The sequence below is a fragment of the Pseudomonas sp. FeS53a genome (assembly GCF_000931385.1).
GTDB lineage: Bacteria > Pseudomonadota > Gammaproteobacteria > Pseudomonadales > Pseudomonadaceae > Metapseudomonas > Metapseudomonas otitidis.
Map to the genome: position 1 here is coordinate 1 of NZ_JYFT01000016.1, position 23,914 is coordinate 23,914.

Genomic DNA, 23,914 nt, shown 5'->3' on the forward strand with positions numbered 1-23,914 from the left:
GTTCAAGGTCTGACCCGCGCCACCTCCCCGGCCCTGTGGGCCGGGGAGGTGGCGCGGGTCAGACCTTGAACTGGTTGATCAGCCGGCGCTGCTGCTCGGCCAGCTTGGTCAGCTCGGCGCTGGCGGCGGAGGCTTCATCGGCGCCGCCGGCCACCTCGTTGGCCACCTGGCCGATGTTGGTGACGTTGCGGTTGATGTCCTCGGCCACGGCGCTCTGCTCTTCGGCGGCGCTGGCGATCTGGGTGTTCATGTCGTTGATCACCGACACCGCCTGGGTGATGGACTCCAGCGCCTGGGCCGCCTCGCTGGCGGACTGCACGCTGGTGTCGGTCTTGGTCTGGCTGTCCTGCATGACCCGCACCACGTCGCGCGTCCCCTGCTGGAGCTGCTGGATCATGGTCTGGATTTCCTCGGTGGCCTGCTGGGTCTTCTGCGCCAGGTTGCGCACCTCGTCGGCCACCACGGCGAAGCCGCGGCCCTGCTCGCCGGCGCGGGCGGCCTCGATGGCGGCGTTGAGGGCCAGCAGGTTGGTCTGCTCGGCGATGCCGCGGATGGCCACCAGGATGGCGTTGATGTTCTCGCTGTCCTTGGCCAGGTTCTGCACCACGCCCACGGCGCGGGCGATCTCCTCGGCCAGGGCGCTGATGGCGCCGGTGGTGCTCTGGACGATGCGCTTGCCGTCGTTGGCGGCCTGGTCGGCGTTGTTGGCCGCCTCGGCGGCCAGGGTGGCGTTGCGCGCCACGTCCTGGGCGGTGGCGGTCATCTCGTGGACGGCGGTGGCCACCAGTTCGATCTCGGCCAGCTGCTTCTGCACGCCCTGGTTGGTGCGGATGGCGATGTCGGCGGTGTGCTCGGAGGAGTCGCTGACCTTCTGCACCGAGGTCACCACCTGGCTGATCATCGCTTGCAGCTTGGCGAGGAAGGTGTTGAAGCCGTTGGCGATGGCGCCCAGTTCGTCGGCGCGGTCGGAATGCAGGCGGCGGGTGAGGTCGCCCTCGCCCTTGGCGATGTCGTCGAGCATGGCCACCATCTGCCGCAGCGGGCTGGCGATGCCGTAGCCGACGAACCAGATGACCACCAGGCCCAGGGCGGCGATCAGCAGGCCCACCAGGCTCATGCCGAGGATGTCGCTGTCGCGCTGTACGGTGAGGTCGCCTTCGAGCTTGTGCAGGTCGGCCATCACCGTTTCCAGCGGCAGGTTGAGGCTGAGCATCCAGCGCGAATCGGTGCCGGCGACCTTGAACGGCACCAGCAGGAAGATACGGCCGTTCTGGCGGTCGATCTCGTAKGCCGGCTGGTCACCGCTGAGGTTGCGCAGGTTGTCGGCGATCACGCTGCCCAGCACCTGGTCGGCCGGCTCGCCCAGCTTGGCGGCGTTGGCGGTGTAGGCCACCAGGCGCTTGTTGTTGGCCAGCAGCGCCAGCTCGCCGGCGCCGTTGTAGAGCTTCTTGTTGGCCTCGACCAGCAGTTGCTGGATGAAGTCCAGGGACAGGTCCGCACCCACCGCGCCCTTGAACTGGCCGTTGACCAGGATCGGCGCGTTGAAGCTGGAGAGCATCACCATCTTGCCGGCGAACTCGTAGGGGGCTGGGTCCACCACGCAGGGCTTGAGGGTTTCGCGCGGGCACAGGTAGTACTGGCCCTCGCGCACGCCGGTGGGCAGGAGCTTCTCGCTTTCCAGGGTGGCGCCCAGCGGGTCGACCTTCAGGGCGTTGCCGTCGCGGTAGAACCAGGGCATGAAGCGGCCGGTCTCGTCGTGGCCAGGGGTGCCGATGTTGTCGGAGTCATTGCCGAAGGCATTGGGTTGCCAGCCGATGTAGAGGTCGATCAGCTTGGGGTTGCTCGACAGCAGGTGGCGCAGCAGGTTGAGCAGCTCCTTGCGGGAGGCGCTGAGCGCCGGGCTGCCGTCCTCGGCGGTCTGCCCCAGCAGGGCGTTGGTCTGGGCGACGGTGGCGGCGATGCTCATGGGCGCGGCCAGCTCGCGCTGGATGTCCGAAACCTGGGCGGCGGCCAGCGACTGCAGGCGGTCGGCGATGGCCTGCTCCAGCAGTGTTTCGGTCCGGGACTGCACCAGCTCCTGGGTCCGGGCGCCGGCGAAGAGGGCGTAGAGCACCAGGGCGACTACCACGGCGAGCACGCTGGCGCCGGCCAGGGTGGCTACCGAAAACTGGATCGATCTGAATTTCATGGGAACTCCGTTCGCGTCTTTATTCAGCCAGCGCTGGGTTTATCGGCCGGACCGGGCGGGAGCATGAGCCCGTTGTCACAACAAAAGATAGTCACCTGGCCACTAGTCCGCTTCCTGGTTGCCTGGTATCGGTCCGGTCCTTACAGTACCGCGCAGTTCAAGCAGGAGAATGACAAGTGGCCAAGCCTCTTATCCTCGGCAGCCTCGCGCTGTCCGTCCTTCTGGCAGGATGCCAGGCCGTGAATACCACCAGCGGCGGTGCCGTCGGTGTCGAGCGCAAGCAGTACATGTTCAGCATGCTGTCCGAGCAGCAGGTGAACCAGATGTATGCCCAGTCCTATCAGGAGACCCTGAACGAGGCCTCCCAGGCCGGCGTGCTGGACAAGAGCAGCGCCAACGCCAAGCGCGTCTCGGCCATTGCCAAGCGGCTGATCGGGCAGGTGTCCGTGTTCCGTCCCGACGCGGCCCAATGGGCCTGGGACGCCAACGTGATCGACAGCGACGAGCTGAACGCCAACTGCGGCCCTGGCGGCAAGATCATCGTCTACAGCGGGCTGATCGATCAGCTCAAACTCACCGACGACGAGCTGGCAGCGGTGATGGGCCACGAGATCGCCCACGCCCTGCGCGAGCACGGCCGTGAAGCCATGTCCAAGGCCTATCCCTTACAGATGGGGACCCAGCTGGGTTCGCTGCTGGGGGTGAGCAACGAAAACCTGCAACTGGCCAACGTCGGCGTGAAATACCTGATGACGCTGCCCAACAGCCGCGCCAACGAGAACGAGGCCGACCTGATCGGCCTCGAGCTGTCTGCCCGCGCCGGCTACAACCCCAACGCGACCATCAGCCTGTGGCAGAAGATGAGCAAGGCCAGCGAAGGGGCTCCGCCGGAGTTCATGAGCACCCACCCCTCGTCCAGCTCGCGGATCGCTTCCCTGCAGGCGGCGATTCCGAAGGTCATGCCCTTCTACAAGCAGGCCAAGGGCGGCTGACCGCTCCATCGATACCGCCGGCTCGTCGAGCCGGCGGTTCCCATTGCCTCAGGGCAGCGCTTTTTCCGCGTACGCGCGGCTGGCCAACCCCAGCTGGGCGCGGAAGCTTTCCATGTCGAACATGGTGCACAGCTCCTGCACCTCCCCCAGGCTGTTGAGGGTCCAGAACGCCATGGCCGAGATGCTCAGCACCCGGTCGCTGGGCGGGTAGCCCAGGGCGGGCTTCTGGATGCTGCCGATCAGGGTGCTCCAGGTGAACACCTTGTGGCCTTCGGCGATGCATTCCTCCACCACCACTTCCAGGTCGGGCATGGCCTCGCGGATCTCCTGCACCATCCCGGCGTAGCCGGCGCTGTCCAGCGTCTGCCCGAGGAAGGAGCTCTTGTAGAGGAAGTCCTTGCTTTGCAACTGCTCGGCCAGTGCCAGACGGCCCTTGTTCCAGGTGAGGTCGATGTGCTGGCGCACGACGCGTTTCAGGTCTTCGGTCGACATCCGCTGTCTCCTTCGCCGGTTCTGCAGATCGGCGGGAATCTACCAGTTGCCAGCCGCCTGCCATTGGCCGAAACGCCGGCGTTCCGGCGTCAGCCGAGTGGCGAATCAGCTCGCGCTGGTCAGCATCCAGGCCTGCCACGCGGCGTAGACGGCGAGGACGCCGAAAGCGACGGCAGCGAGGCGGCGGATCAGGGCCAGGGGCAGGCGATCAGCGGCGAAGTTGCCCGCCAGCACCACGGGGACGTTGGCGATCAGCATGCCCAGGGTGGTACCGGCGACCACCAGCACGAAGTGCGGGTACTGGGCGGCCAGCATCACGGTGGCGACCTGGGTCTTGTCGCCCATCTCGGCGAGGAAGAAGGCGATCAGCGTGGTGAGGAAGGGGCCGTATTTCTTCAGGCCGGAGGCTTCGTCGTCGTCCAGCTTGTCCGGCACCAGGGTCCACAGGGCCACGGCGGCGAAGGAGGCGGCGAGGATCCAGCCCAGGGTGGCGGGGGAGAAGAAGCCGGCGACCCAGCTGCCCACCGCACCGGCCGCGAAGTGGTTGGCCAGGGTGGCGGCGATGATGCCCCAGATGATCGGCCAGGGTTTGCGGAAGCGCGCAGCCAGGAGCAGGGCGAGCAATTGCGTCTTGTCGCCGATTTCGGCCAGGGCAACGATCAGGGTGGGGACGAACAGGGATTCCAGCATCAGGGTTCCTACGGGGGGCGGGTCGACTAATCACCATGACACACGCAATCTGCCCGCCCCGGGTCAGGTTGTGTGTGTCATAGGTCTTGTCAAACCGCTGGCCTGTCTGTGCAGGCTCGGGGTCGTCCGCGCCATGGTCTGTGGACCAAGTGTGTTGACGCGGACCGGGCGAGCAGGGCGCTCGCGGGAGACTACTCCCCTAGGACGGGGCGCATTTTGCACAAGGCGGGCTCGCTGGGCAAGCCCGCCGCTGCGTCAGTCGAGGGTGGGGCGTACGTCCATCTCGGCGTAGCGCACGAAGCGGCTGCCCTTGCGCAGGCGGTAGCCCAGCCAGATCACCAGGAACAGCGGCAGGCTGATGTAGGTGGCCGCCAGGCCCACCCAGTTGATCTGCTCGCCCACCAGCGCCTCGTAGTTCTGCCCGAGGGTGATCGCCAGGCACAGGGCGAAGGCGAACAGCGGGCCGAAGGGGAACAGCTTGGCGCGGTAGGGCAGGTCTTCCAGGCGGCCGCCCTGCAGCAGGTAGCCCTTGCGGAAGCGGTAGTGGGAGACGGCGATGCCCAGCCAGGCGATGAAGCCGCACATGCCGGAGGTGTTCAGCAGCCAGGTGTAGAGGGTGCTGTCGCCGACAATGGAGGTGAAGAAGCACAGCGCGCCCACCAGGGTGGTGGCGTACAGCGCATTGCGCGGCACGCCGCTGTCGGAGAGGCGGGCGAACAGCTTCGGCGCCTTGCCCTGGAGGGCCAGGGTGTAGAGCATCCGCGTCGAGGCGTACATGCCCGAGTTGCCCGCCGAGAGGATGGCCGTGAGGATCACCGCGTTCATCACGCTGGCGGCGGCAGCGAAGCCGGCCCGCTCGAACAGCAGGGTGAAGGGCGACACGCTGATGTCGCTGGCCTCGTTCTGCAGCAGGCTGGGCTCGGTGTAGGGGATCAGCATGCCGATCACGAAGATCGCCAGGATGTAGAACATCAGGATTCGCCAGAACACCTGGCGGATGGCGATGGGGATGTTCTTGCGCGGGTTCTCCGACTCGCCGGCGGCGATGCCGATCAGCTCGGTGCCCTGGAACGAGAAGCCGGCGATCATCGCCACGCCGACCATGGCCTGCAGGCCGCCGACGAAGGGCGCCTCGCCCAGGGTGAAGTTGCTGAAGCCCGGGGACTGCATGCCGCTCATCAGGCCGAAGATGGTGGCCAGGCCGACGCCGATGAAGATCACCACCGTCACCACCTTGATCAGCGCGAACCAGAACTCGCTCTCGCCGAAGCCCTTAACCGAGACCACGTTCAGCGCGAACATCAGCGCCAGGAACAGCCCGCTCCAGTAGATGCCGGGCACGTCCGGGAACCAGAAATTCATGATCAATTGGGCTGCCACCAGTTCGGCGGCGATGGTCACCGCCCAGTTGTACCAGTAGTTCCAACCCAGGGCGAAACCGAAGCCATCGTCGACGAACCGGCTGCCATAGGTGCTGAACGAGCCGGAAACCGGCATGTAGGCGGCCATCTCCCCCAGGCTGGTCATGAGGAAGTAGACCATCAGGCCGATCAGGGCGTAGGCCAGCAGGGCGCCGCCGGGGCCGGCCGTGGCGACGGTGGCGCCGGAGGCGACGAACAGGCCGGTGCCGATGGAGCCGCCGATGGCGATCATGTTCAGGTGACGGGGCTTCAGCGCCCGGTGCAGGCCGTGGGCGGCCGGCGGGTTGGCAGTGTGGTCGGTCAAGGTAGAACTCCAGGGGTCCGGTCTCATGCCGGATGGGCGCGGCGGCCGGGGCCGCTCGTCGTGGGTAGATGCAGGAACGCCCGCCGCTCAGCGTCGGGCACGGTAGACGCGGAAGCCGTCGCCCTCCACCAGGGTCTGGCAATTGCCGAGCGCCTGTTCGATGAGGGGCGGATAGCGCAGGAAGCTGTTGGCCACCAGGCGCAGCTCGCCGCCGGGGCGCAGGTGCTGGCCGGCGGCCCGCAGCAGGGTTTCGCTGGCCTGGTAGTCGGTGTGCACGCCCTGGTGGAAGGGCGGGTTGCTGACGATGGCGGCAAGCCCCTTGGGCGCGGCGTGGATGCCGTCGCCGGCGATCACCTCGGCAGCGAGGCCGTTGGCGGCCAGGGTCAGGCGGCTGCTGGCGATGGCGAAGGCGTCCACGTCCAGCAGCAGCAGTTCGCTGGCCGGGTAGCGGCGCTTGAGGCTGGCACCGATGACGCCGGCCCCACAGCCGAAATCCAGCACCGGGCCGACGGGCAGGTCGTCGAGGTGCGGCAGCAGCAGGGCGGTGCCCCGGTCCAGGCGACCGTGGCTGAACACCCCGGGCAGGCTGACCACCTGCAGCGGCCCATCGGGCAGCTCCAGGCTGTAGCGCTGGGCCAGGCTGTCCAGGTCGGGGCGCTCGGGGGCCTGGTCGACGCGCACCTGCCACAGCTGGCAATGGCGCGCGCTGTCCAGCTTGCGCGGGGTGCCGAAGGCGGCCAACTGCTTGGCGGCACGCTCGATGCCGCCGCGCTTCTCGCCCACCAGGAACAGCTGACGGCCGGGCAGGCGGGCGGCCAGGGCGGCCAGCAGGTAATCGGTCAGTTCGCGGGACTTGGGCAGGAACAGCAGGGCTTGTTCGAAGGGCTCGTCCGGCGCCTGCACCCCGAGAGTGGTGCGGCCGGAGAAGCGGGCCTCCAGGCTGGCGTGCTCGCCCGCGTGCCAGCTCCAGCCCCGGGCCTGGGGCAGGGTGCCGAGCAGGTCGTCGGCGGGAAGACCCGCTGCCAGCAGCGGGCCCTGGAACAGTTCGGCCTGTCGAAGCACGACTTCGCTGCGCGGGTCCATGGGTCGGTCCTGATAAAAGCGGCGAACTTTACCAGAAACTCACCCGCCCTAGACGACCGTACGGCACGGGGTGCCCGCCAGCCAGGCCTCGGTGTTCTCGGTCATCTGCTCCACCATGCGCTGGCGCGCCTCGCGGCTGCCCCAGGCGTTGTGCGGGGTGACGATCAGGCGCGGGATGTCCACCGCCAGCAGCGGGTTGCCGTCCTTCGGTGGTTCCTGGGTCAGCACGTCGGTGGCGGCGCCACCCAGGTGGCCGCTGCGCAGGGCGTCGGCCAGGGCATGTTCGTCCACCAGGCCACCCCGGGCCGTGTTGACCAGGAAGGCGCCGCGCTTCATCCGCGCCAGCGCGTGGGCGTCGATCAGGTGGCGGGTGTGCTCGGTCAGCGGGCAGTGCAGGCTGAGGAAGTCCACCTGCGGCAGCAGGTCCTCCAGGGGTAGGCGATCGGCCCGGTCGGGGCGGCCGGGCAGCGCCCCCAGCAGCACGCGCATGCCGAAGGCTTCGGCCAGGCGCGCCACCGCGCCGCCCAGTTCGCCATGGCCGAGCAGGCCGAGGGTCTTGCCTTCCAGTTCGACGATGGGGTGATCCAGCAGGCAGAACTGGCTCGCCTTCTGCCAGCGGTCCTGGCGCACGTCGCGCTGGTAGTCGAGGAAGGCCGTGGCCAGGTTGAGCATCAGCATCAGGGTGTGCTGGGCCACGGAGGGCGTGCCATAGCCCCGGCAGTTGCTGACAGTGATGCCGTGCTGGCGTGCCGCCGCGAGGTCGACGTTGTTGGTGCCGGTGGCGCTGACCAGGATCAGCCGCAGGTCGGGCAGGGCGGCCATGGCGTCGGCGTCGATCACCACCTTGTTGGTGATCGCCACCGGCGCACCCCGGAGGCGCTCCACCACGTCGGCCTGGGCGCTCTGCTCGTGCAGCACCAGTTCGCCGAAGAGCTGGCGCAGGGGCGTCAGGTCGAGGTCACCGAGGTCGAGGGAGGCGTGGTCGAGGAACACGGCGCGGAGGCTGTTGGTCATCAGCTGTACCTTTTTCCGAGGCTTGGGGAGGCGTAAGGTGGCCAGCCTAACAGACCCTTGGCTCGAATCTGGAGGCGCCATGTACTGGACGGAATTCCTCACCGTTGCCCTGATCCACCTGCTGGCCGTGGCCAGCCCGGGACCGGACTTCGCCATCGTGGTGCGCGAGAGCGTGGCCCATGGACGGCGCGCCGGGACCTGGACGGCGATCGGCGTGGGCACGGGGATCTTCGTCCACGTGGCCTATTCGCTGCTGGGCATCGGCCTGATCGTTTCCCAGTCCATCGTGCTGTTCAACGCGCTGAAATGGCTGGCGGCGGCCTACCTGCTGTACATCGGCATCAAGGCCCTGCGGGCGCGCCCGGCCGACCCGGCGGCGGCCGAGGCGGAACTCACCCGCGACGTGCGCAGCCCGCGCGGTGCCTTCGTCACCGGCTTCGTCACCAATGGGCTGAACCCCAAGGCGACGCTGTTCTTCCTCTCGCTGTTCACCGTGGTCATCAACCCCCACACCCCGCTGACGGTGCAGGCCGGCTACGGCCTCTACCTGGCCTGTGCCACCGCCGTGTGGTTCTGCCTGGTGGCGATGCTGTTCAGCCAGGAGCGTGTGCGCAGTGGCTTCGCCCGCCTGGGCCACTGGTTCGACCGCCTGATGGGCGCCGTGCTGGTGGGCCTGGGGATCAAGCTGGCGTTCACCTCGATGAAGTAAGCGCTCCACCTCGCAACGATGGGCTTCGCGTAGCTCAGCCCATCCTACGGAGCGTGGTGCGCATCCGTAGGATGCGGTGAGCTCGGCGAACCGCATCGTGGCTCCGCACCTTGCAATGATGGGCTTCGCATAGCTCAGCCCATCCTACGGAGCGTGGTGCGCACCCGTAGGATGCGGTGAGCTCGGCGAACCGCATCGTGGCTCCGCACCTTGCAATGATGGGCTTCGCGTAGCTCAGCCCATCCTACGGAGCGCGGTGTGCATCCCGTAGGATGCGGTGAGCTCGGCGAACCGCATCGTGGCTCCGCACCTTGCAATGATGGGCTTCGCGTAGCTCAGCCCATCCTACGGAGCGTGGTGTGCATCCCGTAGGATGCGGTGAGCTCGGCGAACCGCATCACCGCCATCCGCACCCCACCAGGCAGCATCTGGCACATCAGCCCTTCTCCAGCGTCGCCAGCAATCCCAGGCTGGCCACGTATTCCCTCGGGTTTTCCCCCAGCAGGCGGCGGAACATGGCGCTGAAGGCGCGGCCGCTGCCGTAGCCCAGGTCGTGGGCGACCTGCTGCACGCCGTGCCCGGCCAGCAGGCGCGGCAGGGCCTCGGTGAGACGCAGCTGCTGGCGCCAGTCGTTGAAGCTCATGCCCAGCTCCTGGGCGAACAGCCGGCTCAGGGTGCGGGTGCTGGCGCCCACCTCCAGGCTCCAGTCGTCGAGGGTGCGGGTGCTCTCCGGGGTTTCCAGCAGGGCCAGGCAGATGGCTTGCAGGCGTCGGTCCTGGGGCATCGGCAGGTGCAGGGGCATGCGCTCCAGGGCGGCGATCTCGTGGAGGATCAGGCGCTGCACCAGGCTGCGGTGTTCGTCATCGGTATCGCCGGCCTCCAGCGCCACCAGGCGCAGGATCAGCTCCCGCAGCAGCGGCGGTACCGCCAGTACGCAGCAGGCATCGAGGTTCGGCGGTGCGGCTTCGGCGGCGATGAACAGGGTGCGCATCTGCACCTGCCCGGACATGAAGATCTGGTGCTCGATACCCGGTGGGATCCACACCGCGCGGGTTGGCGGGATGACCCAGGCGCCGGCCTCGGTGACCAGGCGCATCAGCCCCTGCGCTGCGTAGAGGAATTGCGCCTGGCTGTGCAGGTGCAGGTCGACATGGGCGCCGTCGGGGTAGTCGAGGGCGACGGCGCCGATCCGGCCCTGGGGCAGATGGTCGATGAACATGGCTGTTCCGATGATCTTTTTGGCAGAACGTTGCTGGGCGGCCAACCTAGCATGGCGGTCCACAACAACCAAACAGCAGCGAAACTGCCATGAACCGACCGCGTACCGTCATCCGCTTCATCAACGCCGCCCACATCATCGACCACATGTTCATGCTCATCTTCCCTGCCGCCGTGCTGGGCATGACCGCTACGTTCGAGCTGTCCTACGCCGAACTGATCGGGCTGTCCCTCGGCGGCTTCATCGCCTTCGGGGCCTGCTCGCTACCGGCCGGCTGGCTGGGGGATAAATGGAGCCGCCGCCACATGATGCTGGCGTTCTTCCTCGGCATCGGCGGCGCGGCGATCTTCACCGGGCTGAGCCGCAGCACGCCGATGCTGGTGCTGGGGCTGACGCTGATGGGCGTGTTCGCCGCCATCTACCACCCGGTGGGCACGGCGATGCTGGTGGCCCATGCGCAGAACCGCGGTCGCGAGATCGGCATCAACGGCATGTGGGGCAACCTGGGCGTGGCGTTCTCGGCGCTGGTCACGGGCTTTCTCACCGCGCATTTCGGCTGGCGCGCGGCGTTCATCCTGCCGGGCGCTCTGTCGGTGGTCATTGGCGTGTGGTTCGCCCTCTGCGTAAGGGACGAGGCGTCTCCCGTCGCCGCGGCCGGCACCCATCGGGGTGGCGGGGCGGGACAGGTGTCGATGCGCCTGGTGTTCGGTGTGCTGGCGCTGGTGACGGCCACCGGCGGGGTGATCTTCAACGCCTCGACCATGACCTACCCGAAGCTGTTCCAGGAGCGCCTGGTGGACCTGTTCGCCTCGCCGGAAAGCCTCGGCATCGTCGTCAGCATCGCCTACGCCTTCGGTGCCGTGGCGCAGTTGCTGATGGGCCGCGTGCTGGATCGCTACAGCCTGAAGCTGCCGTTCGTGGTGATGACCTTCTGCCAGGGGCCGTTGCTGGTGGCCATGGCCTATGCCGACGGCTGGGCTGTGATCGCCCTGGGCGCCGCCTTCATGTTCGCGGTGTTCGGCCAGGTGACGGTGAACGATGCGATGGTGGCGAACTTCGTCGCGCCGCAGTGGCAGGCGCGGGTCTTCGCGTTGCGCTACTTCCTGTCCTTCGGCGCCAGTGCGGCTGCCATCCCGATGATCGCCTTCATCGAACCGCGCCATGGGCTGGTGGGGCTGTACCTGGTGCTGGCGGTGTTCGGTGCGCTGACCTTCGCGGTGGCGCTGGTCTTCCCGAGGACGCCGGCCCACGCGCCCAGGGCGGTGCCCGCCTGAGGCGCGCCCCGGCGGAATGAAAAGGGGCTCCCGGACGTTGGTCCGGGAGCCCCTTTTGGTTGGCCGCGCGGGCGGGTTACAGCAGTTCCACCGCCACCGCAGTGGCTTCGCCACCGCCGATGCACAGCGAGGCGACGCCGCGCTTGCCGCCCTTGTTACGCAGGGCGTTGATCAGGGTGAGGATGATGCGCGAGCCGGTGGAGCCCACCGGGTGGCCCTGGGCGCAGGCGCCGCCGTAGACGTTGACCTTGGCGTGGTCGAGGCCGTGTTCGCGCATGGCGAGCATGGTGACCATGGCGAAGGCTTCGTTGATCTCGAACAGGTCCACGTCGTCCTTGCTCCAGCCGGTCTTCCTGAACAGGTTGGTCATGGCGCCGATGGGGGCGAGGGTGAATTCGCTCGGGTCCTGGCTCTGGGTGGCGTGGCCGACGATCTTCGCCAGGGGCTTGAGGCCACGGCGCTGGGCTTCCTCGGCGGTCATCAGTACCAGGGCGCTGGCGCCGTCGGAGATGGAGCTGGCGTTGGCGGCGGTGATGGTGCCGTCCTTGCGGAAGGCCGGGCGCAGAGTCGGGATCTTGTCGAGGTTGGCGGTCAGCGGCTGCTCGTCGTCCTTCACCAGGGTCTCGCCCTTGCGGGTGGTGACGGTGACCGGGACGATCTCGGCGGCGAGGGCACCCTCGGCGATGGCGGCCTGGGCACGCTTGAGGGACTCGATGGCGTAGGCGTCCATCTCCTCGCGGGTGATGTTGTACGTGTCGGCGGTCTCCTGGGCGAAGGAGCCCATCAGGCGGCCGGTGCGGGCGTCTTCCAGGCCGTCGAGGAACATGTGGTCCTTGATCTCGCCGTGGCCCATGCGCAGGCCGGTGCGGGCCTTCTCCAGCACGTAGGGGGCGTTGGACATGCTCTCCATGCCGCCGGCGACCATGACGCTGTTGGTGCCGGCCTTGAGCAGGTCGTGGGCCAGCATCACGGCCTTCATGCCGGAGCCGCAGAGCTTGTTGATGGTGGTGCAGCCGGTGGCGGCGGGCAGGCCGGCGTTCAGGGACGCCTGGCGGGCCGGGCCCTGCTTGAGGCCGGCGGGCAGCACGCAACCCATGATCACTTCCTGCACGTCGGCGGCGTCGATACCGGCGCGGGCCACGGCTTCACGGATGGCCAGGGCGCCCAGGTCGACGGCGGACACACCGGCGAGGCTGCCCTGGAAACCGCCCATGGGGGTGCGGGCGCCGCTGACGATTACGATCTCGGACATCTTCTTGATTCCTCTGTGGAGACAGGCCGCGACCGGCCGGGTGGGGCGATTCTATCTCGTGACCGGAAGTGGCCAAAGGGTCACGTGGCAAATCATTCTTTTGACTGATTGAGGCCTCGACGGAGGGCTCTAGAGTGCGCATGACTACATGAAACCCCTTTGTACGCAGGTGCTTTCCCATGGTGCAGACCCGAGTCATCAAACCGGCCGACAACGCCTACACCTATCCCTTGCTGATCAAGCGTCTGCTGCTCTCCGGCAGCCGCTACGAGAAGACCCGGGAAATCGTCTACCGCGACCAGGTGCGCTACAGCTACGCCACCTTCGTCGAGCGCGTGGCGCGCCTGGCCAACGTGTTGACCGAGGCCGGTGTGAAGGCCGGCGACACCGTGGCGGTGATGGACTGGGACAGCCACCGCTACCTGGAGTGCATGTTCGCCATCCCGATGATCGGCGCGGTGCTGCACACCATCAACATCCGCCTCTCGCCGGACCAGATCCTCTACACCATGAACCACGCGGAGGACCGCTTCGTGCTGGTCAATAGCGAGTTCGTGCCGATCTACAAGGCCATCGAAGGCCAGCTGAGCACGGTGGAGAAGACCCTGCTGCTGACCGACGCGGCCGACAAGCGCGCCGACCTGCCGAACCTCGTCGGCGAGTACGAGACGCTGATGGCCGCCGCCAGCCCCCGCTACGCCTTCCCGGATTTCGACGAGGACTCCGTCGCCACCACCTTCTATACCACCGGCACCACCGGCAACCCGAAGGGGGTGTACTTCACCCACCGGCAACTGGTGCTGCACACCCTGTCCATGGCCTCCACCATCGGCGCGCTGGACAGCATCCGCCTGATGGGCACCGACGACGTCTACATGCCCATTACCCCGATGTTCCACGTTCACGCCTGGGGCGTGCCCTACGTGGCCACCATGCTGGGGGTGAAGCAGGTCTACCCGGGGCGTTACGAGCCGGAGATGCTCTGCCGGCTGATCCGCGAGGAGAAGGTGACCTTCTCCCACTGCGTGCCCACCATCCTGCAGATGATGCTCAACACCCCGAGCGCCCAGGGCCATGACTTCGGCGGGCTCAAGGTGATCATCGGCGGCAGCGCGCTGAACCGCGCCCTGTACGAAGCCGCCAAGGCCCGTGGCATCCAGCTCACGGCGGCCTACGGCATGTCCGAGACCTGCCCGCTGATTTCCGTCGCCCACCTCAACGAGGAACTGCGTGCTGGCAGCGAAGACGAGCGCACCACCTATCGCATCAAGGCCGGTGTGCCGGTGCCGCTGGTGGAGGCGGCCATCATGGACGCCGAGGGCCACCTGCTGCCGGTGGATGGCGAAACCCAGGGCGAGCTGGTGCTGCGCGCCCCCTGGCTGACCCAGGGCTACTTCAACGAGCCGCAGAAGAGCGAGGAGCTGTGGGAGCACGGCTGGCTGCATACCGGTGACGTGGCGACCCTGGACGGCATGGGCTTCATCGACATCCGCGACCGCATCAAGGACGTGATCAAGACCGGGGGCGAGTGGATCTCCTCCCTGGAGCTGGAGGACCTGGTCAGCCGTCATCCGGCGGTGCGCGAGGTGGCGGTGGTCGGGGTGCCCGATCCGCAGTGGGGCGAGCGCCCGTTCGCGCTGCTGGTGGTCCGCGACGGCTGCACCCTGGATGCGAAGGAACTGAAGGAGCACCTCAAGCCCTTCGTGGAGCAGGGCCACATCAACAAGTGGGCCATTCCCAGCCAGATCGCCGTTGTTACTGAAATTCCCAAGACTAGCGTGGGCAAACTGGACAAGAAACGTATCCGCGCCGACATCGCCCAATGGCAGGCCTCCGGCAGCGCCTTCCTCTCCGCCCTCTGACCCACCCTTGGGTCGGGCCGAAAGGCCCGGCCCAGCCACCAAGCAAACGCTTGGCCCAGTGATTGCGGCCTCTTGCCGCGTCACCCCCGCCTTTACCTATCGCTACTTCGGTCTAGTCTTCAAACCTGCGAGCCAGAGCGACTCGGGCCGTACGCAGGGCAGCAAATCACACTTTAGAGGGATCAAGCGGTATAGCCCGCTGGCTATAGTCCGCTCATTCCATAACAAAAAACACACATGGAGTAGCGTCGATGACAACAACTAGAAAACCCATCTGGCGACTGGCGCGGCTGCCCGTAGCCGTCAGCCTCGCATCCACCCTCGCCGCTCCGGCATTCGGCGTGACCTTCAACATCGGTGAGATCGAGGGGCAGTTCGACTCGTCGCTGTCCGTGGGGGCCAGCTGGTCCATGGCCAGTCCGGACAAGGACCTGATCGGTTCGAACAATGGCGGTCGCGGCCTGTCGCAGACCTCCGATGACTCGCACCTGAACTTCAAGCGCGGCGAGACCTTTTCGAAGATCTTCAAGGGCATCCACGACCTGGAGCTGAAGTATGGGGATACCGGTGTCTTCATTCGTGGCAAGTACTGGTACGACTTCGAGCTGAAAGACGAGAGTCGCCTGTTCAAGGACATCGACGACCACAATCGTAAAGAGGGCGCCAAGTCCTCCGGCGGCCAGATCCTCGACGCCTTCATCTACCACAACTACAACATCGCCGACCTGCCGGGCTCCGTGCGTCTGGGCAAGCAGGTGGTGAGCTGGGGTGAGAGCACCTTCATCGGTAACAGTATCAACAGCATCAACCCGATCGATGTCTCGGCATTCCGCCGCCCAGGCGCGGAGATCAAGGAAGGCCTGATCCCGGTCAACATGTTCTATGTGTCCCAGAGCCTGACCGAGAACCTGTCTGCCGAGGCCTTCTACCAGCTGGAGTGGGACCAGACCGTTACCGACAACTGCGGTACCTTCTTTGCTCAGCCGGATATCGTCGCGGATGGCTGTACCGATAACCTGCGAGTGTTGAACAAGCGCTCCACCATCAACGCAGCATTGCTGCCGGCCTTGGCCGCCAACAATGTGGACATCAACGAGGAAGGTGTCCTCGTGCGCCGTGGGAAGGACCGTGATGCCCGAGACAGTGGGCAATGGGGTACCGCACTTCGGTATTTCTCCGATGAGCTGAATACCGAGTTCGGCGCCTTCTTCATGAACTATCACAGCCGCGCGCCCATCTTCAGTGCCACGGGTGCTCCGCTGTCCCGCTATGCATCCGTCGGTCCGGGCGGTGCCTTGACCCCGCTGGTGGTGGCAGGTAACTCGAACTACTTCATCGAGTACCCCGAGGACATTCGCCTGTACGGCCTGAGCTTCTCCACGACGTTGCCAACCGGTACCGCCTGGAGTGGCGAGATCAGCTACCGCCCCAACGCGCCGGTGCAACTGAATACCACCGACATTCTCTACTCCGGGCTTACGCCTCTACCTGGACGTAGCAACGTTTCGCTCCTGAGTGGGGTGCCGGGTCAGGACCAGCACGGCTATCGCCGCAAGGAGATCACCCAGTTCCAGACCACGTTGACTCACTTCTTCGATCAGGTGATGGGCGCTGAGCGCGTAACTCTTGTGGGTGAGGTGGGTGTTGTACACGTGGGTGGGCTTGAGAGTACCTCTGACGTTCGCTACGGACGTGATCCGGTATTCGGCCCTGGTCCCCTGCCAGGAACACTGCCCAATAGTGCAGGCTCTGTTTTCCCGGCCAGCGCCAGTAACTCGGCCTGCGTGGGCTTGAACAAGGGCACTCTCAACGGTTCTGGCGCAGGCACTTCCCCGGACAACGTCAGCAAGTACTGCGAAGACGACGGCTATGTCACCAGCACCTCCTGGGGTTACCGCATCCGCGCGGTCTGGGATTACAACGACGTCTTCGCCGGTATCAACCTGAAGCCGAACGTAGTCTGGTCCCACGACGTCCATGGCTACGGCCCCAACGGCCTGTTCACCGAAGGCGCCAAGGCTGTGAGCCTGGGTATGGACGCCGAGTACCAGAACACCTACACCGCCAGCCTCAGCTACACCGACTTCTTCGGCGGCAAGTACAACACCCTGACTGACCGCGACTTCCTCGCGCTCAGCTTCGGCATGAACTTCTAAGCGGCTCCGGAAGACAAGGAATCACCATGAAAACAACAAAGACTCTTCTGCAAACCGGTGCCCTGGCGCTGTCGCTGCTGGCCTCCGCCGTCATGGCGGCGGTGCCGGCCGACGAGGCGGCCAAGCTGGGCACCAGCCTGACCCCGCTGGGTGCGGAGAAGGCCGGCAATGCCGATGGCAGCATCCCCGAGTGGACCGGCGGCCTGCCGCAGAACGCTGGTGCGGTGGATGACAAGGGCTTCCTCGCCGACCCCTTCGCCAGCGAGAAGCCGCTGTTCACCATCACCGCGCAGAACGTGGACCAGTACAAGGACAAGCTGACCCCCGGCCAGTACGCCATGTTCAAGCGCTACCCGGACTCCTACAAGATGCCGGTGTTCCCCTCCCACCGTTCGGCCACCGTGCCGGCTGACGTGATCGCCGCCGCCAAGGCCAACGCGTCCGCCACCAAGCTGGTGGAAGGCGGTAACGGCCTGGAGAACTTCAAGACCGCCAACCCGTTCCCGATCCCGCAGAACGGCCTGGAAGCGATCTGGAACCACATCACCCGCTATCGCGGTGGCAGCGTGCGTCGCCTGGTGACCCAGGCCACCCCGCAGCCCAACGGCTCCTATAGCCTGGTGTACTTCCAGGATGAGTTCACCTTCCGCGACAAGCTGAAGGACTACGACCCGAGCAAGCCCAGCAACGTGCTGTTCTACTTCAAGCAGCGCGTGACGGCACCCTCGCGCTTGGCCGGTAACGTGCTGCTGGTGCACGAGACCCTCAACCAGGTGAAGGAGCCGCGCCTGGCGTGGCTGTACAACGCCGGCCAGCGCCGCGTCCGTCGTGCACCGCAGGTGTCCTACGACGGCCCGGGTACCGCTGCCGACGGCCTGCGTACGTCCGACAACTTCGACATGTACAACGGCGCGCCCGACCGCTACGACTGGAAGCTGGAAGGCAAGAAGGAGATCTACATCCCCTACAACAGCTACCGCCTCGACTCGCCGAAGCTGAAGTACGACGACATCATCAAGGCCGGCCACATCAACCAGGACCTGGCCCGCTACGAGCTGCACCGCGTGTGGCACGTCGTCGCCACCCTGAAGCCGGGCGAGCGCCACATCTACGCCAAGCGTGACTTCTACATCGACGAAGACACCTGGCAAGCCGCTGCCATCGACCACTACGACGGCCGTGGCACCCTGTGGCGCGTCGCCGAGGCCCATGCCGAGTACTACTACGACAAGCAGGTGCCCTGGTACGCCGTGGAAACCCTGTATGACCTGCTCTCCGGCCGCTACCTGGCCCTGGGCATGAAGAACGAGGAGAAGCAGTCCTACGACTTCAACTACAGCGCTTCCGAGAGCGACTACACCCCGGCCGCTCTGCGTCAGGCAGGCGTTCGCTGATCCTGTAGGACGTTGTAAAAAAGCCGGCCCTCGGGCCGGCTTTTTCTTGTCCATGATTTCCCCGGGTACTTCAAATGAATCGGCCGAGGGGATAGGCTGCCACCACGTCCACGCCCCCGCGGCATAACCATTACTAGAAGCCGGGTGATGACAGACCTTTCCAGTTCGCGGTCCTTCGCGCCCACTGCCATGCCGGTGGTGGGCGAACGCTTCTTCCGACCTCCGTTGCCGGCCGGACACCTGTCCCGCCCCCGTCTGTGTGACCGCCTGGTCGACGGGCTTTCCGGCCGCCTGCTGCTGGTCAGCGCCCCGGCCGGTTTCGGCAAGAGCTCCCTGGCCATCGAGTTCTGCGAAGGGTTGCCCGAGGCCTGGCGCACCCTGTGGCTCGGGCTCGGGCGTCGGGACAACGACCCCGGACGCTTCCTCGAACGCCTGCTCGACGGCCTGCGCCAGCTCCTGCCCGGTCTGGGCGAGGAGGCCATGGGCCTGCTGAAGCTGCGCCAGCGCCACCAGCCCTTCGCCTTCGAGCAATGGATCGACGGCCTGCTGGACGAACTCTCCGCCCGGCTCGACCCCCGCCAGCCCGTGCTGCTGGTGCTGGATGACTACCACCTGGCCCAGGGTGCCGTGCTCGACCGCTGCCTGCAGTTCGTCCTCAACCACCTGCCCGCCGGCCTGGTGCTGCTGGTGACCAGCCGCCAGCGCCCGGACTGGCACCTGGCGCGCCTGCGCCTGTCGCGGCAGCTGGTGGAACTCAACGAGCAGGACCTGCGCCTGACCGAGGCGGAGAGCGCCGCACTGCTCCAGGCCCAGGGTGTCGAGCTGGAGGGGGCCGGCCTCGAACACCTGCTGTCGCGCAGCGAAGGCTGGGCCGCCGGCCTGCGCCTGTGGCTGCTGGCCAGCCAGGACGAAGGCGGCACCCAGGCCCTGGCCCGTGGCCCCCACGGTGACGAAGGCTTGATCCGCGACTACCTGCTGGAAGAGGTGATCGAACGGCAGGGGGCGGACATCCAGGCCTTCCTTTATGACACCGCCTGCCTCGACCGCTTCTGTGCCGAACTCTGCGACGCCGTGCGCGACAGCCACGACAGCGCCGCGCTGCTCCAGCAGCTGCAGGCCAACCAGGTGTTCCTCGTCCCGCTGGACGAGCACGGCCGCTGGTTCCGTTACCACCACCTGTTCTCCGACCTGCTGCGGGCGCGGCCGACCGGCGCCGGCAGCCTGCCCCAGGCCAGCCTGCACCTGCGCGCCTGCCGCTGGTTCAGTGCCCAGGGGTTGCTGGACGAGGCCATCGAACAGGCCCTGCGCGCCGGCCAGCCCGACGTGGCCGCCAGCCTGGTGCAGAACCTCTCCGAGGAGCAGCTGCTGGCCGAGCAGAACATCGCCATGCTGCTGCGCTGGAAGATGGACCTGCCCGACAGCCTGCTGGTCAGCACCCCGCGGCTGATCATGCTCTACAGCCTGGCGCTGGCCCTGGCCTGCCAGCTGGATGCCGCCGAGGAGCTGGGCGCCCAGCTGGCGCGCTTCCTGCCCGCGCCCAGCGCCCAGGCCCAGCAGAACCTGCTGTCCCAGTGGCTCGCCCTGAGCGGTGTCATCGCCCGGGGGCGCGGCGACATCGACCTGGCCGAGCGTCACTGCGCCGAAGCGGTCGCCACCCTCAGCCCTGAGCGCTACGGCCAGCGCCTGCTGTGCCTGTCGACCCTGGCCAATATCGCCGTGGTGCGCGGCGACCTGTGGCGCGCCCGCGGCCTGAACCGGGATGCCCTGGAACTGGCCCAGCGCATCGGCAACCCGCTGTTCGAAGCCGTCGCCCACTACGACCGCTCGCGCCTGCTGCACGCCCGGGGCGAGGTGCACCGGGCCTACCTGGAAGTGCAGCTGGGCCTCGATTGCCTGCGCGACCTGTCACCCCAGCGCCACTACGCCGCACGGGCACGGCTGATGATGTACGAGGGCTATCTGCTGGCCCAGCGCCTGCAACCCGAGGCGGCACGCAGCCGCCTGCTCGCCGGGATCGCCGAAGCCCGCGCCTGTCGCGACATCAGCCTGCTCACCGGCTACGCCGTGCTGGCCAGCCTGGAAGGGCGCGAAGGCCGCTTCGCCGCCGCCTTCGCCCTGCTCGCCGAGGCCGAGCGGCTGATGCACATCTGGGACATTCCCCCGGTCTACTACCTGGCCATGGCCACCCTGGTGAAGTGCGAGCTGTGGCTGGCCCAGGGGCAACTGGAACTGGCCAATGCCTGGCTGGTGCGGCTGTCGGAAACCTACGGCGGCGAGCAGCCGGCCGCCGCGCCGGAGTTCCACCCGCAGTTGCCGATGTACGTCGAATTGCAGCAGGCCGCCCTGGCCCGGGTGGAGGGGCGTGCCGCCGAGGCCGAGCGTCGCCTGCGGGCCCTGGCACTGCGCGCCCGGGAAGCCGGTGCGCTGTTGTTGGCCCAGTTCGCGCAAGTCGCGCTGGTGCACCTGCTGCTGGAAATGGGCAAGGAGCGCGACGCGTCACTCGCCCTGGGCAGCGCGTTCGATGCCATGGCCGGCGGCGCCTTGCTGCCGTTCCACGTACTGCTGACCCAGCGCGGTGGCTGGTTGCGTGAGCAGATCGCCGCGCGTCCGGATGGCCCCCAGGCGACCCTGCTGGAACACCTCGGCGACTCGGCGGGCGACGCGCCTGGCGAGTCGCTGGGCAGCGGGGAAATGCTCAGCACCCGGGAGCTGGCGGTGTTGCAGCTGATTGCACAGGGCTGTTCCAACCAGGAGATCAGCGAGCGGCTGTTCATCTCGCTGCACACGGTGAAGACCCACGCCCGCCACATCAACGGCAAGCTCGGAGTCGAGCGGCGCACCCAGGCCGTGGCCCGGGCCAAGGCCCTCGGTCTATTGCGCTGAGGTTGCCGGCGGCGCGCTGAGGTCCAGGGCCGGTGCCGCCGGCTTGGTCTTCGGCGGCTGTGCCAGCTGTTTTTCCACATCCTGCTGGATGCCGGCCAGCACCGGCAGCAGGCTGCTCATGCTGGCGCGCACCTCGGGATAGGGGTGCTTCTCCGCCAGCTCGCCGACCCGTGCCAGCAACTGGGCGCGCACCTCGCTGCGCAGGTGGATGTACAGCTCCGGCAGTTGCTTGGCCAGTTCGGCGCCGTAGAGCACCAGGTCCTCGCGGTTGAACTGCTTGGTCAGGCCCAGGTAGTCCAGCGCGCTGGAGGTGAGCATGGCGGCGGCGTCCTTGGTCTCCTGCAGGCCCTGGAGGCGGATCGCGCTGGTCTGGTCGCTCTCCGAGAGGGTCATCCAGAACTCCACCGTCAGGGAGAACAGCACCGCCTGCTGGCGCAGGGAGTAGCTCATCAGCCCCAGGGCTTCGGCGCCGTAGGGTTGCTGCGGGGCCTTGAAGTCGAAGTACAGGCGCATCAGCTCCTTGAGGCGGAACAGCACCTCCCGCGCCTCGTTCTGGCGCAGCTCCAGCGGGGCGTAGATGTTCAGCTGCGGCTTGAAGTTCTCTTCATTGACCATGCGCTGGTAGATCGGCCCGGTGAACTCACCGCTGCGGCGGGGCAGGGCGTTGGCCTGGGTCTTGTCGATGCGCTCCAGGGCCTCGATTAGCTGCTGGTACTCCGGGCTGCCCCAGGGGCGCTGCAGGTCCGGCAGTTTCTGCCCCAGGTAGTACAGGTCGGCGGCGCCGGCCGGCAGGCACAGCACCAGCAAAAGGATGGCCAGCGGCCAGGGCAGGCGGCGTGATAGCGTCATCGGCATTCGGGTCCGGCGGGAAGGGGCGCGCCAAGAGTAGCGAGGCGGCGCAGCGCCGTCACCCGCGCCTTGGTTCGGTGAGGAGACGTGATGGAAGGGGGCGAGCGTGGGGCCGTTCTGGCGGTGTTCGAGGACCTCGGCGGCTACGGCGCCGTGGCGCGCCAGCAAGGGGAGGGCGGCGGCCCGCTGGTGGGGCACCTGCTGAAGACCAACATCCAGCTGGCGGCCATCCCGGTGTTCGCCCGCAAGGGCATCGACGACACCACGGTGAACGACCTGCTGGAGGCGGCGCGGGTGTCGCGGCGCACCTTCTACAAGCACTTCGCCAACAAGATGGATGTGCTGGCGTGCATCTACCAGACCTCGGTGGTGCTGCTGCTGGAACGCTTCCGCGCCCTGCGCGAAGCCAGCGGCAGCGACGAGGCCTGGCTGCGCGCCATGGTGCGCTGCTTCTTCGACTACCACCTGGCCGTCGGGCCGATCATCCGCCTGATGCAGGAGGAGGCCATGCGCAGCGGCTCGCCCCTGGCCAGCCACCGCCGGCGGGCCCATGAAGCGCTGGTGGCGCTGCTCGACGAACGCCTGCGGATCAGCGGGCCGGCCCTGGAGCCGCTCACCGGGCGGGCGCTGATCTGGGCGCTGGAGGCCGCCTCCCTCGACCTGCTCGCCAGCGCCGCGCCCCGTGCGCAGATCGAGCAGGCCACGGCGGTGCTCGGCGACCTGCTGATCGCCGCCCTGCGACCCCAGGGCGGGCCGGCGTGACACAACCTTAGGCTGGGCCACCGGCTCCGTGGGGGCGTGCTCTGATAAGGCACCGACAATAACAACCACGAGGTGCCTCCCATGACCGCCACCAGCCTGCCGATGATGCCCCCGCTGGCCGTCGGCGTTGCCCGCCTGGGCTTCGGTTCGCTGCCGCTCGACCGGCTCAAGTCCCGCTACGGCAACGCCGAATCCGGCTCGCGCTACATCGAACTGGACGGCTTCAACGTCCACTACCGCGACGAAGGCAGCCGGGACAAACCGGCGCTGGTGATGATCCATGGCGTGGTCGCCTCGCTGCACACCTGGGATGGCTGGGTGAAGGCCTTCGCGCCGCACTACCGGATCATCCGCTTCGACGTCCCCGGCTTCGGCCTGACCGGCCCCAAGCGCAGCGGTGACTACTCCGGCGAGCGCATGGTGCGCATCCTCGGCCTGCTGCTGGATCACCTGCGGGTGGACAAGGCCTCCATCGCCGGCAACTCCCTGGGCGGCTACATCGCCTGGAACTTCGCCCTGGCGCAGCCGCACCGGGTCAACCGCCTGGTGCTGGTGGACCCGGCCGGCTACCCGATGCGCAAGGTGCCCTGGATGATCGCCGCCGCTGCGCTGCCGGGCGCCACCGTGGCGATGCCGATGTGGATGCCCCGCGCGCTGATCGCCCAGGGCATCAAGGAGGTCTACGGCGAGCCGGGGCGGATCAAGCCCGGCGTGGTGGACCGCTACTACGACCTGACCCGCCGCCCCGGCAACCGCCGCGCGATGATGGAGATCTTCCGCGTGCTGCTGAAGGTCAACAAGGACGAGCTGGCAGGCACCCCCGAGCGCGTCGCCGCCCTCCAGGCGCCCACCCTGCTGATGTGGGGCGAGCGCGACCGCTGGATCTCGCCCAGGCACGTACCCCTCTGGCAGCGCGACGTCCCGGGCATCCAGGTGCTCACCTACCCGGGCGTCGGGCACATCCCCATGGAGGAAATCCCCGAGCAGACGGCCGCCGATGCACTGCGGTTCCTGCAGGGCTGAGGCCCGAGCACAGCAACCAAGCGTGCGCCGCTCCCGCCTGTGGATAACAGCCCGGGAGCGGCGTTTTCGGTCCAAGCATGCGGTGCGAGCTGGGCGGTCGTAGATACCGTCTTGATTTCTAGTGAGCAAGGGCCAGTTTTGCGTCAAACGGCTGGCCCGATTTCAGCACGCCATAGGCGATGTTCAGCAACTTGCGCATCGCTGCGCAGACGATCTGCTTGCCGGTCTTGCCCCGCTCCCTTAGCCGTTCGCCCATGGCTCTGATCGCTTCGTTGTAGGTCAGGGCGCTGATCGCGGGCATGTACAGGCCGGCCCTCAGGCGCGATGAGCCCATCTTGGAGATGCGT

Annotated in this window: 18 protein-coding genes, 2 pseudogenes and 1 riboswitch; of the genes and pseudogenes, 9 read left to right on the forward strand and 11 right to left on the reverse strand. The window is 67.2% G+C overall.

Annotation, left to right across the window (positions count from 1 at the left end):
* Positions 1–58: 58 nt before the first annotated feature.
* Together SZ55_RS29015 and SZ55_RS29020 are read right to left on the reverse strand one after the other, a co-directional pair.
* A complete protein-coding gene (locus tag SZ55_RS29015; protein WP_371320969.1) occupies positions 59–901 on the reverse strand; it encodes a methyl-accepting chemotaxis protein in 843 nt (280 codons plus the stop codon).
* Between the two features lie 12 nt (positions 902–913).
* Positions 914–2,188: pseudogene (locus SZ55_RS29020) on the reverse strand (HAMP domain-containing protein); the annotation flags it as partial.
* A 176-nt stretch (positions 2,189–2,364) separates the two neighbouring features.
* Here SZ55_RS29020 and SZ55_RS06580 point away from each other — a divergent pair.
* Complete coding sequence (locus SZ55_RS06580; protein WP_044403236.1) at positions 2,365–3,180, forward strand: M48 family metallopeptidase; 816 nt, start codon at positions 2,365–2,367, stop codon at positions 3,178–3,180.
* Positions 3,181–3,228: 48 nt separating this feature from the next.
* On the opposite strand, the gene SZ55_RS06585 is transcribed toward SZ55_RS06580, so the two are convergent.
* From SZ55_RS06585 to SZ55_RS06605, 5 genes are all read right to left on the reverse strand, one after another.
* Positions 3,229–3,672, reverse strand: a complete 444-nt coding sequence (locus SZ55_RS06585; protein ID WP_044403238.1) for a ketosteroid isomerase-related protein — start codon at positions 3,670–3,672, stop codon at positions 3,229–3,231.
* Between the two features lie 105 nt (positions 3,673–3,777).
* Positions 3,778–4,359: a TMEM165/GDT1 family protein gene (locus tag SZ55_RS06590; RefSeq protein ID WP_152644446.1), complete on the reverse strand. Its 582-nt coding sequence runs from the start codon at positions 4,357–4,359 to the stop codon at positions 3,778–3,780.
* Positions 4,360–4,453: 94 nt separating this feature from the next.
* Positions 4,454–4,574, reverse strand: a riboswitch (yybP-ykoY riboswitch).
* A gap of 43 nt (positions 4,575–4,617) precedes the next feature.
* A complete protein-coding gene (locus SZ55_RS06595; protein WP_269082600.1) occupies positions 4,618–6,087 on the reverse strand; it encodes an amino acid permease in 1,470 nt (489 codons plus the stop codon).
* Between the two features lie 87 nt (positions 6,088–6,174).
* The gene (locus tag SZ55_RS06600) at positions 6,175–7,170 is read right to left on the reverse strand and encodes a class I SAM-dependent methyltransferase (protein ID WP_044403247.1); all 996 of its coding nucleotides are present in this window, start codon (positions 7,168–7,170) and stop codon (positions 6,175–6,177) included.
* 48 nt (positions 7,171–7,218) lie between these two features.
* Entirely contained in the window at positions 7,219–8,184 is a 966-nt protein-coding gene (locus tag SZ55_RS06605; protein WP_044403249.1) for a 2-hydroxyacid dehydrogenase, read from the reverse strand.
* Between the two features lie 79 nt (positions 8,185–8,263).
* On the opposite strand from SZ55_RS06605, the gene SZ55_RS06610 reads away from it, so the two are divergent.
* Entirely contained in the window at positions 8,264–8,893 is a 630-nt protein-coding gene (locus SZ55_RS06610) for a LysE family translocator (RefSeq protein WP_044403252.1), read from the forward strand.
* 436 nt (positions 8,894–9,329) lie between these two features.
* Here the strand turns inward: SZ55_RS06610 and SZ55_RS06615 are convergent, their stop codons facing one another.
* Positions 9,330–10,112: an AraC family transcriptional regulator gene (locus SZ55_RS06615; RefSeq protein ID WP_044403254.1), complete on the reverse strand. Its 783-nt coding sequence runs from the start codon at positions 10,110–10,112 to the stop codon at positions 9,330–9,332.
* Between the two features lie 89 nt (positions 10,113–10,201).
* Between SZ55_RS06615 and SZ55_RS06620 the strand changes: the two genes are divergently transcribed.
* Positions 10,202–11,386 carry an MFS transporter gene (locus tag SZ55_RS06620; RefSeq protein WP_044403257.1) on the forward strand — a complete coding sequence of 395 codons (1,185 nt, stop codon included), beginning with the start codon at positions 10,202–10,204 and terminating at the stop codon, positions 11,384–11,386.
* A 76-nt stretch (positions 11,387–11,462) separates the two neighbouring features.
* Here the strand turns inward: SZ55_RS06620 and SZ55_RS06625 are convergent, their stop codons facing one another.
* Entirely contained in the window at positions 11,463–12,638 is a 1,176-nt protein-coding gene (locus SZ55_RS06625; protein WP_044403260.1) for an acetyl-CoA C-acyltransferase, read from the reverse strand.
* Positions 12,639–12,817: 179 nt separating this feature from the next.
* Between SZ55_RS06625 and SZ55_RS06630 the strand changes: the two genes are divergently transcribed.
* From SZ55_RS06630 to SZ55_RS06645, 4 genes are all read left to right on the forward strand, one after another.
* Positions 12,818–14,500, forward strand: coding sequence for a fatty acid--CoA ligase (locus SZ55_RS06630; protein WP_044403262.1), 1,683 nt, complete (start codon positions 12,818–12,820; stop codon positions 14,498–14,500).
* A 251-nt stretch (positions 14,501–14,751) separates the two neighbouring features.
* Positions 14,752–16,656 (forward strand): DUF1302 domain-containing protein, encoded by a 1,905-nt coding sequence (locus SZ55_RS06635; protein ID WP_044403265.1) that lies wholly within the window; start codon positions 14,752–14,754, stop codon positions 16,654–16,656.
* 26 nt (positions 16,657–16,682) lie between these two features.
* Positions 16,683–18,050: a DUF1329 domain-containing protein gene (locus tag SZ55_RS06640; protein WP_044403267.1), complete on the forward strand. Its 1,368-nt coding sequence runs from the start codon at positions 16,683–16,685 to the stop codon at positions 18,048–18,050.
* Between the two features lie 147 nt (positions 18,051–18,197).
* The gene (locus SZ55_RS06645) at positions 18,198–20,933 is read left to right on the forward strand and encodes a LuxR C-terminal-related transcriptional regulator (RefSeq protein ID WP_044403270.1); all 2,736 of its coding nucleotides are present in this window, start codon (positions 18,198–18,200) and stop codon (positions 20,931–20,933) included.
* On the opposite strand, the gene SZ55_RS06650 is transcribed toward SZ55_RS06645, so the two are convergent.
* Positions 20,922–21,788, reverse strand: a complete 867-nt coding sequence (locus tag SZ55_RS06650; protein ID WP_044403272.1) for a hypothetical protein — start codon at positions 21,786–21,788, stop codon at positions 20,922–20,924. The two genes, SZ55_RS06645 and SZ55_RS06650, sit on opposite strands and share 12 nt — an antisense overlap.
* Positions 21,789–21,872: 84 nt before the next feature.
* Between SZ55_RS06650 and SZ55_RS06655 the strand changes: the two genes are divergently transcribed.
* Positions 21,873–22,544 (forward strand): TetR/AcrR family transcriptional regulator, encoded by a 672-nt coding sequence (locus SZ55_RS06655; RefSeq protein WP_044403275.1) that lies wholly within the window; start codon positions 21,873–21,875, stop codon positions 22,542–22,544.
* 81 nt (positions 22,545–22,625) lie between these two features.
* The gene (locus SZ55_RS06660) at positions 22,626–23,567 is read left to right on the forward strand and encodes an alpha/beta fold hydrolase (protein WP_044403277.1); all 942 of its coding nucleotides are present in this window, start codon (positions 22,626–22,628) and stop codon (positions 23,565–23,567) included.
* Positions 23,568–23,685: 118 nt separating this feature from the next.
* On the opposite strand, the pseudogene SZ55_RS06665 reads toward SZ55_RS06660, so the two are convergent.
* Positions 23,686–23,914: pseudogene (locus tag SZ55_RS06665) on the reverse strand (IS110 family transposase); the annotation flags it as partial.

Excerpts from the sequence above, each read along its gene's own strand:
- SZ55_RS29015 (WP_371320969.1), bottom strand. The coding sequence starts at position 901 with ATGATCAGCCAGGTGGTGACCTCGGTGCAGAAGGTCAGCGACTCCTCC.
- SZ55_RS06585 (WP_044403238.1), bottom strand. The coding sequence starts at position 3,672 with ATGTCGACCGAAGACCTGAAACGCGTCGTGCGCCAGCACATCGACCTC.
- SZ55_RS06600 (WP_044403247.1), bottom strand. The coding sequence starts at position 7,170 with ATGGACCCGCGCAGCGAAGTCGTGCTTCGACAGGCCGAACTGTTCCAG.
- SZ55_RS06605 (WP_044403249.1), bottom strand. The coding sequence starts at position 8,184 with ATGACCAACAGCCTCCGCGCCGTGTTCCTCGACCACGCCTCCCTCGAC.
- SZ55_RS06610 (WP_044403252.1), top strand. The coding sequence starts at position 8,264 with ATGTACTGGACGGAATTCCTCACCGTTGCCCTGATCCACCTGCTGGCC.
- SZ55_RS06615 (WP_044403254.1), bottom strand. The coding sequence starts at position 10,112 with ATGTTCATCGACCATCTGCCCCAGGGCCGGATCGGCGCCGTCGCCCTC.
- SZ55_RS06620 (WP_044403257.1), top strand. The coding sequence starts at position 10,202 with ATGAACCGACCGCGTACCGTCATCCGCTTCATCAACGCCGCCCACATC.
- SZ55_RS06625 (WP_044403260.1), bottom strand. The coding sequence starts at position 12,638 with ATGTCCGAGATCGTAATCGTCAGCGGCGCCCGCACCCCCATGGGCGGT.
- SZ55_RS06630 (WP_044403262.1), top strand. The coding sequence starts at position 12,818 with ATGGTGCAGACCCGAGTCATCAAACCGGCCGACAACGCCTACACCTAT.
- SZ55_RS06635 (WP_044403265.1), top strand. The coding sequence starts at position 14,752 with ATGACAACAACTAGAAAACCCATCTGGCGACTGGCGCGGCTGCCCGTA.
- SZ55_RS06640 (WP_044403267.1), top strand. The coding sequence starts at position 16,683 with ATGAAAACAACAAAGACTCTTCTGCAAACCGGTGCCCTGGCGCTGTCG.
- SZ55_RS06645 (WP_044403270.1), top strand. The coding sequence starts at position 18,198 with ATGACAGACCTTTCCAGTTCGCGGTCCTTCGCGCCCACTGCCATGCCG.
- SZ55_RS06650 (WP_044403272.1), bottom strand. The coding sequence starts at position 21,788 with ATGCCGATGACGCTATCACGCCGCCTGCCCTGGCCGCTGGCCATCCTT.
- SZ55_RS06655 (WP_044403275.1), top strand. The coding sequence starts at position 21,873 with ATGGAAGGGGGCGAGCGTGGGGCCGTTCTGGCGGTGTTCGAGGACCTC.
- SZ55_RS06660 (WP_044403277.1), top strand. The coding sequence starts at position 22,626 with ATGACCGCCACCAGCCTGCCGATGATGCCCCCGCTGGCCGTCGGCGTT.